The 15,810-nt window shown below is 61.3% G+C and carries 12 protein-coding genes and 1 pseudogene; 6 read left to right on the top strand and 7 right to left on the bottom strand.

All coding sequences use genetic code 11. From position 1 onward, the window contains the following. Positions 1 to 18: 18 nt before the first annotated feature. Positions 19 to 1,452, bottom strand: a complete 1,434-nt coding sequence (locus tag OQF70_RS06030) for a DNA polymerase IV (RefSeq protein WP_280536459.1) — start codon at positions 1,450 to 1,452, stop codon at positions 19 to 21. Between the two features lie 693 nt (positions 1,453 to 2,145). On the opposite strand from OQF70_RS06030, the gene OQF70_RS06025 reads away from it, so the two are divergent. After that, entirely contained in the window at positions 2,146 to 3,282 is a 1,137-nt protein-coding gene (locus OQF70_RS06025) for an amidohydrolase family protein (protein WP_280536458.1), read from the top strand. Next, the gene (locus OQF70_RS06020) at positions 3,282 to 3,683 is read left to right on the top strand and encodes a Rieske 2Fe-2S domain-containing protein (protein WP_280536457.1); all 402 of its coding nucleotides are present in this window, start codon (positions 3,282 to 3,284) and stop codon (positions 3,681 to 3,683) included. Before OQF70_RS06025 ends, OQF70_RS06020 begins: the two co-directional genes overlap by 1 nt. 321 nt (positions 3,684 to 4,004) lie before the next feature. Here OQF70_RS06020 and lrpA1 read toward each other — a convergent pair whose 3' ends face one another. The 3 genes from lrpA1 to OQF70_RS06005 all read right to left on the bottom strand — a co-directional run bounded on the left by lrpA1 (position 4,005) and on the right by OQF70_RS06005 (position 7,414). Next, complete coding sequence (gene lrpA1, locus OQF70_RS06015; RefSeq protein WP_280536456.1) at positions 4,005 to 4,433, bottom strand: HTH-type transcriptional regulator LrpA1; 429 nt, start codon at positions 4,431 to 4,433, stop codon at positions 4,005 to 4,007. A gap of 147 nt (positions 4,434 to 4,580) precedes the next feature. Then, positions 4,581 to 5,519, bottom strand: a complete 939-nt coding sequence (locus OQF70_RS06010) for a thiamine pyrophosphate-dependent enzyme (RefSeq protein WP_280536455.1) — start codon at positions 5,517 to 5,519, stop codon at positions 4,581 to 4,583. A gap of 2 nt (positions 5,520 to 5,521) precedes the next feature. Then, positions 5,522 to 7,414 (bottom strand): 2-oxoacid:acceptor oxidoreductase subunit alpha, encoded by a 1,893-nt coding sequence (locus tag OQF70_RS06005; protein WP_280536453.1) that lies wholly within the window; start codon positions 7,412 to 7,414, stop codon positions 5,522 to 5,524. 281 nt (positions 7,415 to 7,695) lie between these two features. On the opposite strand from OQF70_RS06005, the gene OQF70_RS06000 reads away from it, so the two are divergent. Beyond that, positions 7,696 to 8,013: a UPF0058 family protein gene (locus OQF70_RS06000; protein WP_280536451.1), complete on the top strand. Its 318-nt coding sequence runs from the start codon at positions 7,696 to 7,698 to the stop codon at positions 8,011 to 8,013. A 15-nt stretch (positions 8,014 to 8,028) separates the two neighbouring features. Here OQF70_RS06000 and OQF70_RS05995 read toward each other — a convergent pair whose 3' ends face one another. Together OQF70_RS05995 and OQF70_RS05990 are read right to left on the bottom strand one after the other, a co-directional pair. Then, positions 8,029 to 10,230 (bottom strand): LUD domain-containing protein, encoded by a 2,202-nt coding sequence (locus tag OQF70_RS05995; RefSeq protein ID WP_280536534.1) that lies wholly within the window; start codon positions 10,228 to 10,230, stop codon positions 8,029 to 8,031. 98 nt (positions 10,231 to 10,328) lie between these two features. Continuing rightward, positions 10,329 to 10,826, bottom strand: a complete 498-nt coding sequence (locus OQF70_RS05990; protein WP_280536450.1) for an LUD domain-containing protein — start codon at positions 10,824 to 10,826, stop codon at positions 10,329 to 10,331. A 92-nt stretch (positions 10,827 to 10,918) separates the two neighbouring features. Between OQF70_RS05990 and OQF70_RS05985 the strand changes: the two are divergent. Beyond that, positions 10,919 to 11,550: pseudogene (locus OQF70_RS05985) on the top strand (IS6 family transposase). A 103-nt stretch (positions 11,551 to 11,653) separates the two neighbouring features. Here the strand turns inward: OQF70_RS05985 and OQF70_RS05980 are convergent. Beyond that, positions 11,654 to 12,427, bottom strand: coding sequence for an IclR family transcriptional regulator (locus OQF70_RS05980; RefSeq protein ID WP_280536449.1), 774 nt, complete (start codon positions 12,425 to 12,427; stop codon positions 11,654 to 11,656). A gap of 563 nt (positions 12,428 to 12,990) precedes the next feature. On the opposite strand from OQF70_RS05980, the gene OQF70_RS05975 reads away from it, so the two are divergent. Both OQF70_RS05975 and OQF70_RS05970 read left to right on the top strand, forming a co-directional pair. Continuing rightward, positions 12,991 to 13,991, top strand: a protein-coding gene (locus tag OQF70_RS05975; protein WP_280536448.1) for an IS630 family transposase whose coding sequence is annotated in 2 segments (ribosomal slippage) — positions 12,991 to 13,483 and positions 13,483 to 13,991 — 1,002 coding nt in all. Because the reading frame shifts where the segments join, the coding sequence is not laid out codon by codon here. A 582-nt stretch (positions 13,992 to 14,573) separates the two neighbouring features. Further along, positions 14,574 to 15,404 (top strand): IS5 family transposase, encoded by an 831-nt coding sequence (locus OQF70_RS05970; protein ID WP_280536447.1) that lies wholly within the window; start codon positions 14,574 to 14,576, stop codon positions 15,402 to 15,404. Positions 15,405 to 15,810 lie beyond the last annotated feature (406 nt).

Raw genomic sequence — 15,810 nt, 5'->3', positions numbered from 1 at the left:
TCGTTACCGGCGGCGGGATCACTCGAACTCGGGGAGCGATGCCTGTCCCGTCCGCCGCCGGCGTCCACCGGTCCGATCGCCGTCACCGCGGTTTCGGCCGTCATCACGGCCGTGATCGTCGGAGCTCTTACCGCCGCGATCGCCGCTGGTTCCGTTCTCCGCCTGCGTGTTCTCGAACCCCGACAGGGTCGCCTGGTCGCTGTCGGCGAAGTCGAGCTTGGCGACGCGGACGCCGAGCTTGCGGGCCCGGTCGTCGGCGAACTCCGCGAGGAGGTCGAGTGCCACCGCCTCGACCAGGTCCGGGTCGTCGACGGGACCCGGGAGGCTCCGTGCGCGGGTATGCACCTCGTAGGGCGGCGTCACGACCTTCACGCCGATTGTTCGGTAGAGACACTCGCGTTCGCGGGCGCGCCGGGCCACGTCGGCCGCGAGCGCTCTGACGCGCTCGCGTTTCGTCTCCTCGTCGTCGGTCGGCGGGAGCGAGGACTCCCGCGAGAGGCTCTTCGGGAGCCCGGTCGGAGTCACCTCCCGGTCGTCCTCGCCGCCGGCGCGCTCGTGGAGTTCCCGGCCGCGCTCGCCCAGCTCGGCCTCGAGGGCCGCAGGATCGGCGCTCGCCAGGTCGCCCGCGGTCTCGATCCCCATCTCGGCGAGCGTGCGCGCCGTGACCGGGCCGACGCCGTGAACCGTCTCGGTCGGGAGCGGCGCGAGGAACTCCCGGACGCGGCCGGGCGGGACGACCACCAGCCCCTCCGGCTTGTCGTGGTCGCTGGCGATCTTCGCAGCGGACATGTTCGGCGCGACGCCGACGCTGGCGGTGACACCCGCCTCGCGCTCGATCCGGTCGCGGACGTACCTGGCGTAGCCCTCCGCGAGCGTTCGACGCTCCGCGGGTCCTGCAGCGGCGCTTTCGGGGACGTCGGCGTCACCGTCGTCCACGTCGTTCGCGTCGTCGCCGTTGTTTGGGTCACCCTCGTCGACGCCGGGCTGCCCCGCGAGTCCCCAGGACGTGCGGTCGGTCACGTCCAGGTACGCCTCGTCGATGCTCACCTCGCGGACGACGTCCGCACAGTCGTGCAGGATCGCCTTCACGTCCGCCGCGACCGACGTGTAGAACTCCAGATCGACGGGGCGGTAGTGGGCGGTCCGATCGGGATCCGGCGCGTTCGGATCGTCGGGGTCGGCCTCGGCGCGGCGCGGAAGGCGATCGAGGGCTCGGGAGATCGGGTCCGCGCTGTTCACGCCGAACGCGCGCGCCTCGTAGCTCGCGGTGGCCACCGCGCCGATCGTCTCGCCGGGCTCGTACCCCATTCCGACGACGACGGGCTCATCGCGGAGCGACGGGTCACGCAGGCGTTCACAGGACGCATAAAAGCAGTCCATATCGACGTGGAGGATAACCCGTTCATCCCCCGCCGTGGGCTGCTGTGTACCCGGAAGCGTGTCCCCATCCATCGATCGACCGCTTGGTCGGCGAGCGACTTAAACGCCGGCCGTGAACCGCCTCGGGGTCACGTGGTTCGAGACGCGAAGCGTCTCGTCATCACGGAAATCTGAGATTTCCGTCCGACCCCGGGGCATTCGCCTCGACCGCCTGTAAAGCGAACGTGATGGCGCTGTGGGGATCGGTTTTGTTGATCGAACCGGATTCGATACGAGCGCACATCTTGATTTCATATAGTAAATGTAGAATATTTTATTTAAATGGGGAATGTGGATTCAAGATCCATCGAATGTGGAGAGTGAAAACACAGTAAACGCGATCTATAGGGCTAATGATTCAATATCAAAGAACAGTATATCTGTGTGATTTTATAGTAATATAAATATATGTTATATATTAAATGTAAATGTGTCGGGGGCCGAACGGCGGTGGTGGCAGATGTGATAGCTATTAGAGAACGAAGTCGATATCGAATATCGTGACAGATATATGCGTGTAATAGAAGTCACCGGTTCACCCAATAATTCCCATCAATTCCCGGGAATCTCGACTGGGTCCCGTCAAGTCGACTGATTCAGGTAGTATCGATCCCGTCTGGCTCCGCTATGACCGATCAAGTGGTTCTCTAATAGAGAATATATGATGCTGTCATTCCGGCGTCGAGAACACAAACTATATATTGTATGACTCAAAGATGGTGACGTATGGCATCATCAGTCAAACGGCTGGACGCCGACGCGGAGGTACCGGATCAGGCGTTCGAGGACCATATCATCGATATGGACTTCCACGTCAATCCGGTCGAGGACGAGCTGTTGGCGTACGTCGAGGACGACCGGGCGCTCGACAAGCTGACGACCGAGTTCGGGGCGACGCCGATCGTCGGCAAGTGGGACGCCGCCTACGGCATCAAGGAGGGCCAGGAGGGCCTGTTCACCCAGGGACGCGCGAAGTACGCCGCCGACGTCCGGGAGGCGTGCAAGAACATCGCCGTCGACGACCCGATCGTCAATCCGGGCATCAACAACCTCAACCTCCAGCACCACCCGGTGTTGAAGAACGCCGTCTGCCAGGCGGCAAACGACTACATGCTCGATCAGTTCGTCGACGAGGGCGTCTCCACGTCGATGATGGTTCCCAAGTGGGATCCCGAATACGCCGTCGAGGAGATCGAGCGCGTCGCCGACGAGGACGGCATCGTCGCGGCCTACTCCTGGTTCGATCCGAAGGTCCCGTGGGGCAACGAGCAGTTCGACCCCGTCTTCGAGGCGCTGATCGAACACGACCTGCCGCTGTTGCTCCACGGGTCGTTGACCTACTGGCCACAGCACTCCTACATCGGCGACGACATGTTGACCTGGACGGAGGTGCTCGGGTTCGACTGGCCCCTCCACACGATGGTCAACATCGTGAACATGATCATGCGGGGCGTCTTCGACAAATACCCCGAACTCGACGTCGTCTTCCAGGAGGGCGGCCACTGGTGGGTTCCGTTCCTTCGCTACCGGATGGACGAGTTCTACGAGATGCACCCCGACGACATCAAGATCACGCCCCGGAAGATGGACTCCGGCGAGGAGTACCTCCAGCGGGCGCCCAGCGAGTACCTGCGTGACAACATCTACGTCTGCACGCAGCCGTTCGCGCTCCCGCGCAACGCGGGCCACGCCAGCGACCTGCTGAAGCTGTCGATGGCGGAGGACATGTTCATCTACTCGAGCGACTGGCCCCACCAGACGCTCGACCCGCCGACGTGGTTCTACACGTCGAACGCCTTCGACGACGACACGCGGGAGGCCGTGCTGCACGAAAACGCCGAGGAGATCCTCAGAGGGTACTGATGAGCTCAGACACCACAGCCGACGTCGACGACGAGGAGTTCGACCGTGAGGCGTTCACCAAGGTCGCGACGGTCGACGAGATCCCCGCCGGCGAGGGTGAGGGATACACCGTCAACGGAATCGAGATCGCGGTGTTCAACCTCGACGGCGACTTCTACGCGATCAGCAACCGGTGTGCCCACCAGCGGGCCCCCCTGCACAAGGCCGGCGACCGGAAGATCAACGCCGAAGACACCTGGACCGAGAAACGCGGTGGCGTCAACGTCGAGGACTGTACGGTCTCGTGCCCCTGGCACCTCTGGGAGTGGGACCTCGAGACGGGCGTCCACGAGGCCTCCGGCAAGCGAATCGGAAGCTTCGACTGCACCGTCGACGGCGAGGACGTCCTCGTCCGGATCTGATACTGGCGGGCGAAAATCCTCGTGGATATCCGTCCTCGTGGACGGACGGGGTGACAATACCTGGGAAAATATGTATTCCGCGTTCTGAAATTTCTGCTCGAGTGTTCGTTCGTCGCTGATCGTCCGTCGTCGGGAGATGGCCCGCTCGACCCGATGACCACAAACGGCGGAGAAACGGTTATTGATCCCGAAACACGGCATACCGATCGATCGTCGGACGTTCAGGTGGGGACGGTGGCTGGGTCCGTGACCCGGAACGGAAAATTTGACAGAATTATATCACGATTCGTTATATATAAATTTATTGTCACCCTATCGGCGTCACTTCAGCCGCTCCTGGAGGAAGGAGGGATGCGCCGCCGTGACGCCGTCGATCGCCAGCAGCTTTTCGGAGATCACATCGCCGAGCTCGTCGCCGTCGCCGGCGCGAACCTCGGCCATCAGCATGTGGTCACCCGAGGACGTGTACAGCGCCTCGACCTCCGGAAGGTCCTTGATCGCTCGGGTCGCCTCCACGTATCGGCCGCTATCGACGTCCATTCCGACCAGGGCGATGCTCTGTCCCGAGAGTTTCTTGGGATCGACGTCGGCCGAGTAGCCCACGATGACGCCCTCCTCCTCCAGTTGTTGAATGTACTTGCGAACCGTCGGCTTCGACACGTCAGCCCGGTCCGCGATCTCCGCGTAGGAGGCCTGCGCGTCCTCCTCCAACACGGAGAGGATGCGTTCCTCCGTCGAGACGGTGCTCATACCGGTTCTTTCGTATGACGGGAAAAATACCTTGCGAACCAACAAACAGTCTTTATTGCGGCGAAGCCGGCGTCGACGTCGTCGTCTCCGGACGTCGTGGAAGCCGGCCCGGTCGGATCCGTCAGGGACCGGGCCCGATCCGGCGTGTCAGGCGTGTTTGTCGAGGAAGTGGTCGTAGGACCGTTCCCACTCGTAGTCGTCGTCCCAGTACCGTTCGGCGAGCGGCTCATCGGGCATCTCGCCGATCGCCTGCTTCTCCTGTTGGTAGGAGGGTCGCTCCTCGTCGACGTAGAACCGGCCGGTGAGGACCTCGCCCTCGTAGAGCGCCTCCTCGGTCGTTCGCATCATCTCGGCTGCCTCGACGCGGTCGGTGACGTCGAACTCGTAGTCGTCGGAGTCGTTGACGTCGATGTAGGGGACGTACTGGCGCGCGTCCTTGTTCCAGGTGGGACACTGGGTCAGGAAGTCCACGTGCGCGAAGCCGTCGTGTTCCATCGCCTCGATCAGGATCTCCTTGGCCTGGTTGGGGTTGACGGCGGCCGTCCGTGCGACGTAGGAGGCGCCCGCGTTGAGCGACAGCGAGAGCGGTTTCACCGGCTCCTTGGCGCTGCCGTGGGGCTGCGTCTTCGATTTGTGACCCTTCGGGCTCGTCGGGGAGGTCTGACCCTTCGTCAGCCCGAAGATCTCGTTGTTGAACACGATGTAGGTCATGTCGTGGTTCTCACGGGCCGTGTGAGTGAAGTGGTTCCCGCCGATCCCGTAGCCGTCGCCGTCGCCGCCGGCGGCGATGACCTCGAGGCCGGGATTCGCGAGTTTCGCCGCCCGCGCGACCGGCAGCGATCGGCCGTGGAGCGTGTGGAACCCGTAGGAGTCGAGGTAGCTGTTCAGTTTGCCCGAACAGCCGATCCCGGTGCACAAAAGCGTCTCCTCGGGGGTGCGGCCGACCTCCGGCAACGCCTGTTTGAGCGCCTTCAGGACGCCGAAGTCGCCACAGCCCGGACACCACGTCGGTTGGGGCTCGACGCCCGGCGTGTACTCGTCGCGGTCGATCTCCCGTTCCTCGCCGATGGCTGAGAATGCGCTCATGTCTAATCACCCGCCGCAGGTACGAAGGTGGTCGTGGAACTGTCCAGGTCGTCCCCCTCGACGACGACCGACTCGAATCCGTCGACGATCTCGGCGGGCTCGAAGGGGTTGCCGTTGTACTTCAACAGGCTCGAGAGCTTCTCGCCGTGGCGACCGAGGTTCTTCTGGATGAGCCCGCGGAACTGTCCGGAGGCAGTCATCTCGACGACGAGCGCCGCGTCGACGCTCTCGATGAACGCCTCGACCTCCGCGGTCGGGAACGGCAGCATGTCCGAGACGCCGAGCGCCTTCACGGAGTGGCCGTTCGCGTTCAACACGTCGACGGCCTCCGCGACGGTGCCCTGCTGGCTCCCGAAGGTGAGGATGCCGTACTCGGCCTCCTCGGGGCCCATATACGTCTGGGTGTCGACGGTGTCGAGGTGCTCCCGGATCACCTCGAGCTTCTCGAGGCGCCGGTCGATCTGTGCGGTCCGGTTGTCGGGGTCCTCGTTGATGTGGCCGCTCGGGCCGTGCTCGTTGCCCGTTGCGAGGTACCGGCCGCCCTTCTGGCCGGGGATCGACCGCGGCGAGACGCCGTCGTCGGCCTCGTGCTGGAACCGGTGGAACTTCCCGTCGGGGGTGTGCGGCTGTTCAGTCAGCTGGGCCTCCGAGAGCGTCTTCCCGAGGTCCGCGTTGGGCTCGCGGTCGAAGTGGCTCTTCGGGACGTTCAGCATCTCGCCGCCGAGCTTCTGGTCGTACAGCAGGATCGCCGGAATCTGGTACTCGTAGGCGATCTCGAACGCGAGCCGGCTCTGCTCGTAGGCCTCCTCGACGGTGCCCGGCGCCAACACGACGCGCTGGGAGTCGCCCTGGGAGGTGTAAAGGACGTGTTCGAGGTCGGACTGTTCGGGTTTCGTCGGCATCCCGGTCGAGGGCCCGGCGCGCATCGCCTCGATGAGCACGACCGGGGTTTCGGTCATTTCGGCCAGTCCGAGCGGCTCGGACATCAACGCGAAGCCGCCGCCGGAGGATCCGGACATCGCCTTCACGCCGGCGTGTGAGGCACCGACCGCCATCGCGGCAGCGGCGATCTCGTCCTCGACCTGCTCTGAGATCCCCCCCAGCTCGGGCAGGTTCTTGGTCATGATCGTGAACACCTCGGTCCACGGCGTCATCGGGTAGCCGGCGATGAACCGACAGCCCTCGTCGATCGCCCCGTAGGAGATGGCGTCCGACCCGGACAGCAACACCTGCTGTTCGTCGTGCTCGCCCGAGGGGACGGTGACGTCGTGGGCGTCGGCGTCGTAGTTCTCGAGGACCGACTCGTAGGCGGTCTCGAGGATCTCGAGGTTCGGTTCGAAGATCTTCTCCGGCATCGCATCGCGCATCAGGTCCTCGACGTGCTCGCGGTTCATCCCGATGAGCGCGCACGTCGCGCCGACGCCGGCGGTGTTGCGCATAACCTCGCGGCCCTGCTCGCGGGCGAGCCCGCGAAGGTCGAGCGGATAGACGTGCCAGTCGTTCTCCTCGACGCGCTCGTCGAAGTCGGGGATATCGCTCGGATCGAGCAACCCCTCGTCGTAGACGATGACGCCGCCCTCCCGAAGTTCGTCCAGGTTCTCGGAGAGCGGCTTGACCTCCTCGTTGCCGTAGACGGCGTCCTCCTGGGGATTCCGGGCGAAGGAATCGCCAAGCGCCAACAGGAAGTTGTAGCCGTCGCCGCGCGAGCGGACGGGCTCCGCCGACGCGCGGATCTCGGTGTAGGTGTGGCCGCCGCGGATCCGGGACGGGTAATGTCGATGCGTGAACACGTGTAGCCCCGATCGCATCAGGGCCTTTGCGAAGTTCTGGCTCGTCGAGGCGATCCCGTCGCCGGATCCCCCGGAGATACGCCAGATGAGTTCGTTGTCAGTCATAGTTTGTCGGCCCGCTGTGGGCGCGTGGTCGAACGTTGTGAGGGGCACCTATTATGGCTTGCTATGGATTCACAATGAACGATCCTTGCAGATCCTTAGTTTATAAGTAATGATGATGATCGATCGCCGGGCGGAATCGATATCTCGTGGTCGATCACCGGCGCCGACGGACACCGCTTGTGGACCGCCCCAGTCGCGACGGACACCGCTTGTGGATCACCCGATCGATATGTCCTCGAACCGGCGACGGATTTACCCGTCTGGATGTCCTTTTAATAGGTATGCAAAAGACGGAACTCATCCACCTCCACGACCTGCTCGGGACGGTCTCGACGGACCTGTACGAGGAGGGGACGCTGGCGACGGACGACCTGTCTACGTACCGTGATCTCGGGACGTCGCCGATGTCGATCCGGGGATCACGAGCCGACCACGAGGCGGCCGTCATCGAACTGGCCGACGCGCTGGCCGGCGCGATCGAATCGGAACACGGTGCGGCCTCGACGGCGGAACGCGGCGAGGCCTCGACGGCCGAGCACGATGAGGCCTCGACGTCGGAGGGTGCCCACGAGGACGCCGAATCTCCGGTCACCGCTTAGCGACGGCGGATCCGTTCATCGCTCCGGTGCTTCCGGCGGCGCGAGCAGTTCGATCGGGTGCCGTGCGGGACGGTCGAGCAGGGCGTCGAGTTGCTCGCCACAGGACGTTCCCGAAGCGACGAGCGTCCGGTCGGTTCCGCCGAAGTCCTCAACGAGGGGTTCGCCGACGTCGATGCTCAGTTCGTAGTACTCCGTTTTATACCCGAACGATCCGGCCATTCCGCAACACTCGGTATCGGAGGTGCGGACGTCGTAGCCGGCGCGCTCGAGCACCGCGAGCGTGTACTCCTCGAGATCGAGCGTGCGGGCCTGGCAGTGCGGGTGGTACGCCAGGTCGCTGGTCCGGGTCGCATCGTCGCCGCCGACGAGCGCGTCGATCGACGCTCCGTTCTCGAGCAGGCCGTAGACGTACTCCAGGATCTCGTAGCTCGCGCCGGCGAGCCGGTCGAACGCGGCGGGTTCGAGGAACCGTTCGTACTCCGAGCGGATCATCGCGAGGTCGCTCGGCTCCACGACCACCACGTCGCGCCCGGCGTCGACGTGTTCCGCGAGCGCGGCATACAGGTCGTGGGCACGCTCCTCGGCGGTCGCGACCATCCCCTGTGAGAGCGGCGGCCGGCCGCTCGGCGGGAGGGACGGTACCCGCACGTGGACGCCGAGTGCCTCGAGCGCCCGGACCGCCGCCTTGCCGCGCTCGACGTCGACGTAGTTGGTGTAGGTGTCGGGGTAGAGGATCGCGTCGCGGTCGGCGTCGGCGAGTGGAATCCGGGCACCCCCGCGGCGGTCGAACCACTCGACGAGGCTCTCGCTCGCGAACGTGGGGAGGTCCCGCCGCCGATCGATCCCGACGACGCGTTCGAGGGCCGCCCGGACCGGTCCGGCGTCCGCGAGCTGGTTGGCAAGCGGCGCGGTTCGGTGGCCCCACTTCGCCAGCGTCGCGAAGTCGCCGACGAACCGCTTGCCGAGATCGAGCCCTGCGGGCTCGGCGTCGGGAGCCAGCCCGTCGGGGAGGAACGCGAAGTCACTCGCGTCCGCCTTGCGGCGGTTGATGCGGTCCCGAACGACCGTGTTAATCCACGGGATGTCGATCTTCACCGGACAGGCCGGAACGCACCGGGAGCAGCCGGTACAGAGGTCGTTGAACTCGCCGGCGACGTCGAGTCCCTCGATCCCCGCCTCCCACCCGCCCGCGATTCCACCGGTGTAGGTCTCGCCCCCGAAGACGTGCCCGCCGACGCTCTGGAAGTTGCCACAGGAGTTGGCGCAGGCGCCACAGCGGACGCAGTACAGCGTCTCACGGAGGTCCTCGTCCTCGCGCATCGCCAGCCGGCCGTTGTCGATCAACACGAGGTGGAACTCGCGGTCGGGGTTCGCGGTCGTCCCCTCATCATCGATCGCCGATAGCGGTTCGTCGGGCGCGTCGAAATCCGGCACCGGCGAGGCGACGGGCGGGGTAAACAACGAGGTGTACGCCGACAGCTCCTGGCCCGCTCCCGCCCGCGACAGCAGGTTCACAAACGGCTCCAGGTCCTCGACCGTCGGGACGATCTTCTCGACGCCCGAGACCGCGATGTGGGTGTCCGGGGTCGACGCCACCTTCCGCGCGTTCCCCTCGTTGGTGACGAGGGCGATCGACCCCGACTCGGCCACCACGAAGTTCGCGCCGGTCAGTCCGACGTCGGCCTCGCGGATCCGCTCGCCGAGCGTCTCGCGGGCGAACGCCGTGAGTTCGGTGGCCGTTTCCGGCGGATCCGCGGGGTCGAAGACCTCGGCGAACAGGGCGGCTATCTCCGCCCGATCCTTGTGCATCGCCGGACCGATGAGGTGGGAGGGGGACTCCTCGGCGAGCTGTATCACCCACTCGCCGAGGTCGGTCTCGACCGGTTCGACGCCGGCGGTCTCGAGCGCGTCGTTGAGGTCGATCTCCTCGGTCGTCATCGATTTCGACTTCACGACGGTTTCGGCGTCGCCGACGGTCTCGACGATGTAGCGGTTGGCGTCCGCCGCGTCGTCGGCGACGTACAGGTGCCCGCCGTTCGCCTCCACGCTCTCCCGGAGCCGATCCACGAGGTCGGGGAGGTTCTCGATCGCGTCCTCCTTCACCGCGCGGGCGCGCTCCCTGAGGGTTTCGTACTCGGGGAAGTCCTCGGTGACTGCCTTCCGGCCCGCGTTGTGCTCACGAGTGTGCTCGGCGATCGCGTCGCCCTCCTCGCGCATCGCCTCGCGGATGCGCGCAGCGCGGTCTGCCCGTTCGTCCTGTTCCGTTCGGTCGTTCCGTTCGTCCCGTCCCGTTCGGTCGCCTCGGCCCGCCCGACTCATCGTCCCGCCTCCACGAGAACGACGTGGACCTCGCCCGGCCCGTGTGCGCCCACGACCAGGCTCCCCATATCGGCGGTCGCGCTCGGGCCGGTCGCGATCACCCCGGATCCGCCCCCACGGAGATCCGGACCGAGGCGGTCGATCGCCGTCGCGACGTCCGGAACGATGTCCTCAGTGCGCAGGACCGCGACGTGGCGTTGTGGGTAGAGGCTCACGAGCTCGGTTCCGGCCCGATCGCTTTCGAGGTGGACGCTCCCGGTTTCGGCGATGCCGAGAGTTGCCGGCGTCACGCCGGTCTCGGCCGTCTCGAGATCGCCGTTCGTGGGGCGGTCGATCACGTCGGGCGGGAGCGTGAGCCCCTCCGGAAGCGGCACCCCGATCGTCTTCCCGTCGGTCGCGTCCGCGATCGCGTCCGCACACGATCCGGGAGTCGTCCGCGTGACGGCGACGTCGTGTTCGGACAGCGACTCGCGGAACGTCGTTTCGATCGACATACGGAACCTTGGCGGGAGGGTGTGTTAAATGGTCACGGTCGGGTCGGCGCGTCGTGTTAAGTTAAGCATGAGGCGTCTGATTTCAGATTCCTGTGGCCGAAACCAACCGCCTCAGCGATTCTACTGAGTGGATCGACTTGGGTTTTGTGGAGCGAGAGCGGACACTCCGCGAGATCATTGAAACGGGTATTCGCCACCACCTTGCAGGGCTCTCACTTTCGAATACAGTTATTCTTCTTGAGATTTGGGTGTCGATCGGAGCCGAACGGCGGTTCATAACTGGGTTCAAAAACCCGATCTACAGCCAGCTGGCGGTGAAAGTTCGGATCGCGTTGCTGTCGATCAGAAGGCGATCCGGATCAATTCCGAACAGTACTGGCTGTACGCTGCTGTCGATCCGGAAACCAACAGAATACTCCATTCTCGACTGTTTCCAACGTATACGATTCCGATCGGTCGAGAATTTCTGATTGAATTAGCTGAGAAACACGACGTTGAAGATGCGCTGTTTCTCGTCGATGACGCCGACGATCTCAACGGAGCGCTTCGGCGTGAAAATCTCAGCTTCCGCGTCGAAACCCACGGCTTCAGAAACGTAGTTGAAAGTGTCTTTCGTGAAATACAATAGAGAAAATTTTTATTTTCAAACTGTTTTAGTCACGTCGACCCACCGACCGCAGAAACGTGGTTACAAGCCCACGCCGTCTGGTGGAATTATGCTTAAGTTAACACCGCGGAACGACACGGTCCGACGGCTATACGATGACCCAACCGGACGTTTCAAGCTGCCACATCGACGGCCGGTCACGTCAGTCGTGGCTCATCACTTAGGATCCGTCGTCGCTGTGTTCTACCTCCAGTTCGATCGTGTTTCGTGTCTTTGAAAGGAGATACGGGTAATCTTCGGTGAGCGTCGATCCCTGAAATCGATTGGCCGGGCCGGCTATGCTCACTGCCCCGAGCACGTTTTCATCGGCATCGAGGATGGGCACGGCGACGCCGTTGATCCCTTCAATATGCTCTTCGCGGTTGAACGCGATTCCCTCCTTCCGCACCCGCTGCAGCTCCACATATAATTGTTCCCTGGTAGTGATCGTCTGGTCCGTCGTTTCCGGAAGCCCGTGCCGCTCGATTATTTCGTCGACCCGTTCTTTGGGAAAGTACGCCAACATCGCTTTCCCGAGGGCGCGATTATGGAGCGTGGCGGTGCGGCCGATCGGTGCGTCAATGTCGAGTGCACTCCCGTTGCTCGATTTATGCAAATAAACCCCGAGTCCCCGTTCCTCAATGGACAGTATCACTAACTCGTTCGTTTTGCTGCCCAGCTTACTGATCTCCTCCTTCGCAGCTCTGAAAAGTGGAATGCGCCGTCGGGCTTGAATACCGATTCCCAGAAGTTCCGTACCTAGCTTGTACTTCATATCCTCTTTTATGACGAAATCGTTCCGTAACAGCGTGTTCAGGTGGTAATGGGCGGTGCTCTTTGCGATATCAATGTGATCGGCGACCTCGGTGACGCCGACGGTGCCGTGTTTATCCAGTAGTGAGATGATCTCGAGAAGGGTAGAGTCCGAACCACGTTGGTCGGTGTCTTCACTCATTTGTGTACTGATGAATGAGTGGTATTAACTTAAGTGTAATTCCACCGGACGGCGTAGGGGTGAAGCGACGCTTCCGCGGTCTGTGGGTCGACGTGACTAAAACAGTTTGAAAACAAAGAACTGCAGTGTTATATATCTCAAAGGATGTTTTAATATAGGGTTCGATCGCCGTTGCTATCGACGCGGAAATCAGGCTTTTTCCCGGAGTGATCCGTCGAAATCGTCGGCGTCATCAACGAGGAACACGGCGTTGACGAAAGCGATGCTCCCGTTCATCCAGCAGAAATCAAGCACTTCTCACGGCGCTTTCGACGTCGCGATTTTCGGCTACTTCGGCGAGGATTCCCTGTAAATCGGGGTCATATACGTCGGAAAAACGCCGTGAATGAAGGATTGAAGCCTTGATCGACGGCAACGCACGTCCAGTATGTTCGTTATTGATTGGGACGTCCGTTGATCAACGGAACCACGGTCGGAGTGTTCGTCACCAGCTAGCTGTCGATCAGTTTTCTGAACTATAGTAACCATTAGAACTTTCCGCTCAGAAACTAATATGGTATCTAATGGATCATCTCGACGAGATCTCCGTCAAAGAACTCCAAGATGCACTTGACAACGTCGACGGGAACAAGCCAACACAACGGTTGTTAGCCGCGATCGCGTACAAAAACGGCGTCACGCAAACTGAACTTGCCGAGTGGCACGACACCGGTCGACGGACGATCTACAGCTGGTTCCAACGACTCGATACTGACGACTCACTTGAACAAGCTGTTACTGATGCTCACCGATCTGGTCGAAATCGAAAACTCTCAAAAACACAGCAACAAGAGTTTGAGCAAACAGTCCACGACTCACCCCACGAGATCGGCATTGACGCGCCGGCGTGGACGCCGGCGCTCGCGCAAGAATATCTTGAAGACACCTACGGCGTCGGATACTCAATCCCGAGCTGTCGACGGTTGCTGAAAGAGGCGGGATTGAGTTATCAAAAACCACGCCGATCAGCCGCTGAATCCGACGAAGACGACCAAGAAGAGTTTTACGACGAGATCAAAAAAAGCGGCGGGAAATGGACGCCACAGTAGTGTGTATCGATCAGACGAAGAAATCAGTCCAGGTCGAGCCGCGTGCCGCGTGGTTTCCGCGCGGCACGCGGCCCTCCGTCGAATTGTCCGGGCAGCGGGACTGGACGTGCTTGCTCGGCGCGATCACCGAGGATGGTGATCGGTTCTTCTCCCGATGTACAGAGTACATCACCGCCGACCACGCAAAAAATTTCATTTTAGCACTATGTAAAGAATTTGAAGATGATCTGATCGTCGTTCTTGGTGGAGCACCGTATTTCCAGGCGTCGGCCGTCACGGACCTGGTGGCCCGTGACGACCTCGCCTTCGTGACGCTTCCGTCATATTCGCCAGAGCTGAACCCAGTCGAGGAATGCTGGAGACAGCTTCAAGCAGCGCTCAGCAACCGCTTCTTCGACTCACTCGACGAACTGACAACAGCGATCGACACCGCTCTTGATCAAATCTCTATCCCAGAAGTGGGCAATTATTTCTAACAACTACTATAGTTATGAACGATCGGTGACTCCGATTGATGCCAAAATAGTCCGTAATATGAGTGTGTGTAGAAGTGACATTTCAGTAAGTAAAACAACGGTGGCATCCCCTACGTTCGAATATATAGAACCCCCCCTCCCCCATTGCGAGCGGCTAACTCCGGATGGAGAACCACGGTATGGTTTTCTGTCTCCTCCCGGTCGCGTTACGTTTGGCGAGCACTGTGGTAGACGGCGAAGGATTCGAGCCAGTTTTGAGCTGTCTCTAACGCGACATTGCTAAAACTATTTGCAAACGATGATGTCCGATATTCTATTTCTCAAAAGATACGTTCGATAGCGTTTCGATTTCTATGGCGAATCACTCGAAATCGATAGCCGTCTTCAGCTAAAACTGGGCCGAGATAATCGGCATTGTCAACAAGAAATTCGACATCATCGAGCTGATAGCGGTGGTGAGGCTCGGTGAGGAACCACCGCGTTATCTATTTCGTTGTGGTTGAATGACTGTGTTGAATCGCCATACAGCGGCAGGGTAGGTCGCTAAATCAAAGGAGTTGAAGCGGGAAGCTGCGGTTGTCTATGACGCAGATCTCCCGCTTCATCGGGGAAGTTGTGCCGGTTGCTCAAAGAGTTACTGGCGATGGAGGCGAATCCGCCGCCCCAGACGGTGGCGGCGGATTCGCCGACTACGCACTCGTTTCCCTCCACTGTCTGCGAATTTACCTCGACACATCCTATCGGATGACAATCGACCTACTCAAAGAGATGCCACAAATAATCGGGGATATCGGCCGCTTCAAGGCCGATCTCCCCGTGCCGTCCACGTTGTGTAAGGCGTTCGACCGGATCAGTATGAGTGTCTATCGAGTGCTGCTGCGCCAGTCGGCGCAGCTGCACGAGCTCTCCGAACACGCCGCGATCGATGCCACACTCTACGACCGCTCAGCAGCGAGCCGCCACTACTGTCAGCGAATCAGCTACCGCGTTCAGAATCTGAAAGTCACGAAACTCGTCTATACAGCGTCTCAAGCTGTTCTTGACGTTCACTGTTCAACCAACCGGGAAGGAAGTGACGCTGACCTCGCTGAGCAGATCGCCCGCCGGAACGCGGGCGATCTGCGGTCTCTCGCCGCCGATAAGGGCTATGACAAGCAATCGCTCCGCGAAGGATTACGCGATCTCGGGATCAGACCGCTGATCAAGCACCGCATTTTCGCACCGTACGACCACGCACACAACGCCAGAATCGACGATAACCGCTACAATCAGCGCTCTATGACCGAAACCGTGAACTCGGCTGTGAAGCGCTCGCTCGGCTTCGCCGTGCGAGCGCGGTCGTGGTTCCGCGAGTTCCGTGAGATCGCCTTGATGTGTATGGTCTACAATATCAAGCGCTTCGTCAAACAGTGAATCTCTACGCCTTACAGCGATTCAACAGAGCCGGTTGAATAGAGGCTAATATGGTGGATCTTGTTGGTATAGGGATCAACTGCACCATACAGCCAGAATTGCTGACCGTGGAGGCGGATCATCTTTTCGTCAACCGCAAGTTGATCCGCGGAGACCGTCGAGATTGGCTGTAGATCGGCTTTATCAACCCAGTTGTGAATAGCGACGTTGCTCCGATCGACTCCAAACTATTCGAGATATTACTCACTTCGCGTAGTGATATATAGGGTGAGTGATATTGGATCCCTACTTCAATTGCCCATCGCGGAGTTCGATCTCGTTTCACAAACGACAGGTCGATCCACGCGATACGTTCTCTGAGGCGGTCGATCTCTGGCATAGACACTCAGACATCGTCCGCCTCATC

The organism is Halopenitus sp. POP-27 (genome assembly GCF_029889855.1).
Classification (GTDB): Archaea; Halobacteriota; Halobacteria; order Halobacteriales; family Haloferacaceae; genus Halopenitus; species Halopenitus malekzadehii.
Note: the sequence above shows the minus strand (reverse complement) of the source record. Positions and strands in the feature narration are given on the sequence as shown.

What these genes read in the sequence shown, in the direction of transcription:
- OQF70_RS06020 (WP_280536457.1), top strand. Translation starts at nt 3,282, where the DNA reads ATGAGCTCAGACACCACAGCCGACGTCGACGACGAGGAGTTCGACCGT.
- OQF70_RS05970 (WP_280536447.1), top strand. Translation starts at nt 14,574, where the DNA reads ATGACGCAGATCTCCCGCTTCATCGGGGAAGTTGTGCCGGTTGCTCAA.
- OQF70_RS05995 (WP_280536534.1), bottom strand. Translation starts at nt 10,230, where the DNA reads ATGCGCGAGGAGGGCGACGCGATCGCCGAGCACACTCGTGAGCACAAC.
- OQF70_RS06030 (WP_280536459.1), bottom strand. Translation starts at nt 1,452, where the DNA reads ATGGATGGGGACACGCTTCCGGGTACACAGCAGCCCACGGCGGGGGAT.
- OQF70_RS06010 (WP_280536455.1), bottom strand. Translation starts at nt 5,519, where the DNA reads ATGAGCGCATTCTCAGCCATCGGCGAGGAACGGGAGATCGACCGCGAC.
- lrpA1 (WP_280536456.1), bottom strand. Translation starts at nt 4,433, where the DNA reads ATGAGCACCGTCTCGACGGAGGAACGCATCCTCTCCGTGTTGGAGGAG.
- OQF70_RS06005 (WP_280536453.1), bottom strand. Translation starts at nt 7,414, where the DNA reads ATGACTGACAACGAACTCATCTGGCGTATCTCCGGGGGATCCGGCGAC.
- OQF70_RS06000 (WP_280536451.1), top strand. Translation starts at nt 7,696, where the DNA reads ATGCAAAAGACGGAACTCATCCACCTCCACGACCTGCTCGGGACGGTC.
- OQF70_RS05990 (WP_280536450.1), bottom strand. Translation starts at nt 10,826, where the DNA reads ATGTCGATCGAAACGACGTTCCGCGAGTCGCTGTCCGAACACGACGTC.
- OQF70_RS05980 (WP_280536449.1), bottom strand. Translation starts at nt 12,427, where the DNA reads ATGAGTGAAGACACCGACCAACGTGGTTCGGACTCTACCCTTCTCGAG.
- OQF70_RS06025 (WP_280536458.1), top strand. Translation starts at nt 2,146, where the DNA reads ATGGCATCATCAGTCAAACGGCTGGACGCCGACGCGGAGGTACCGGAT.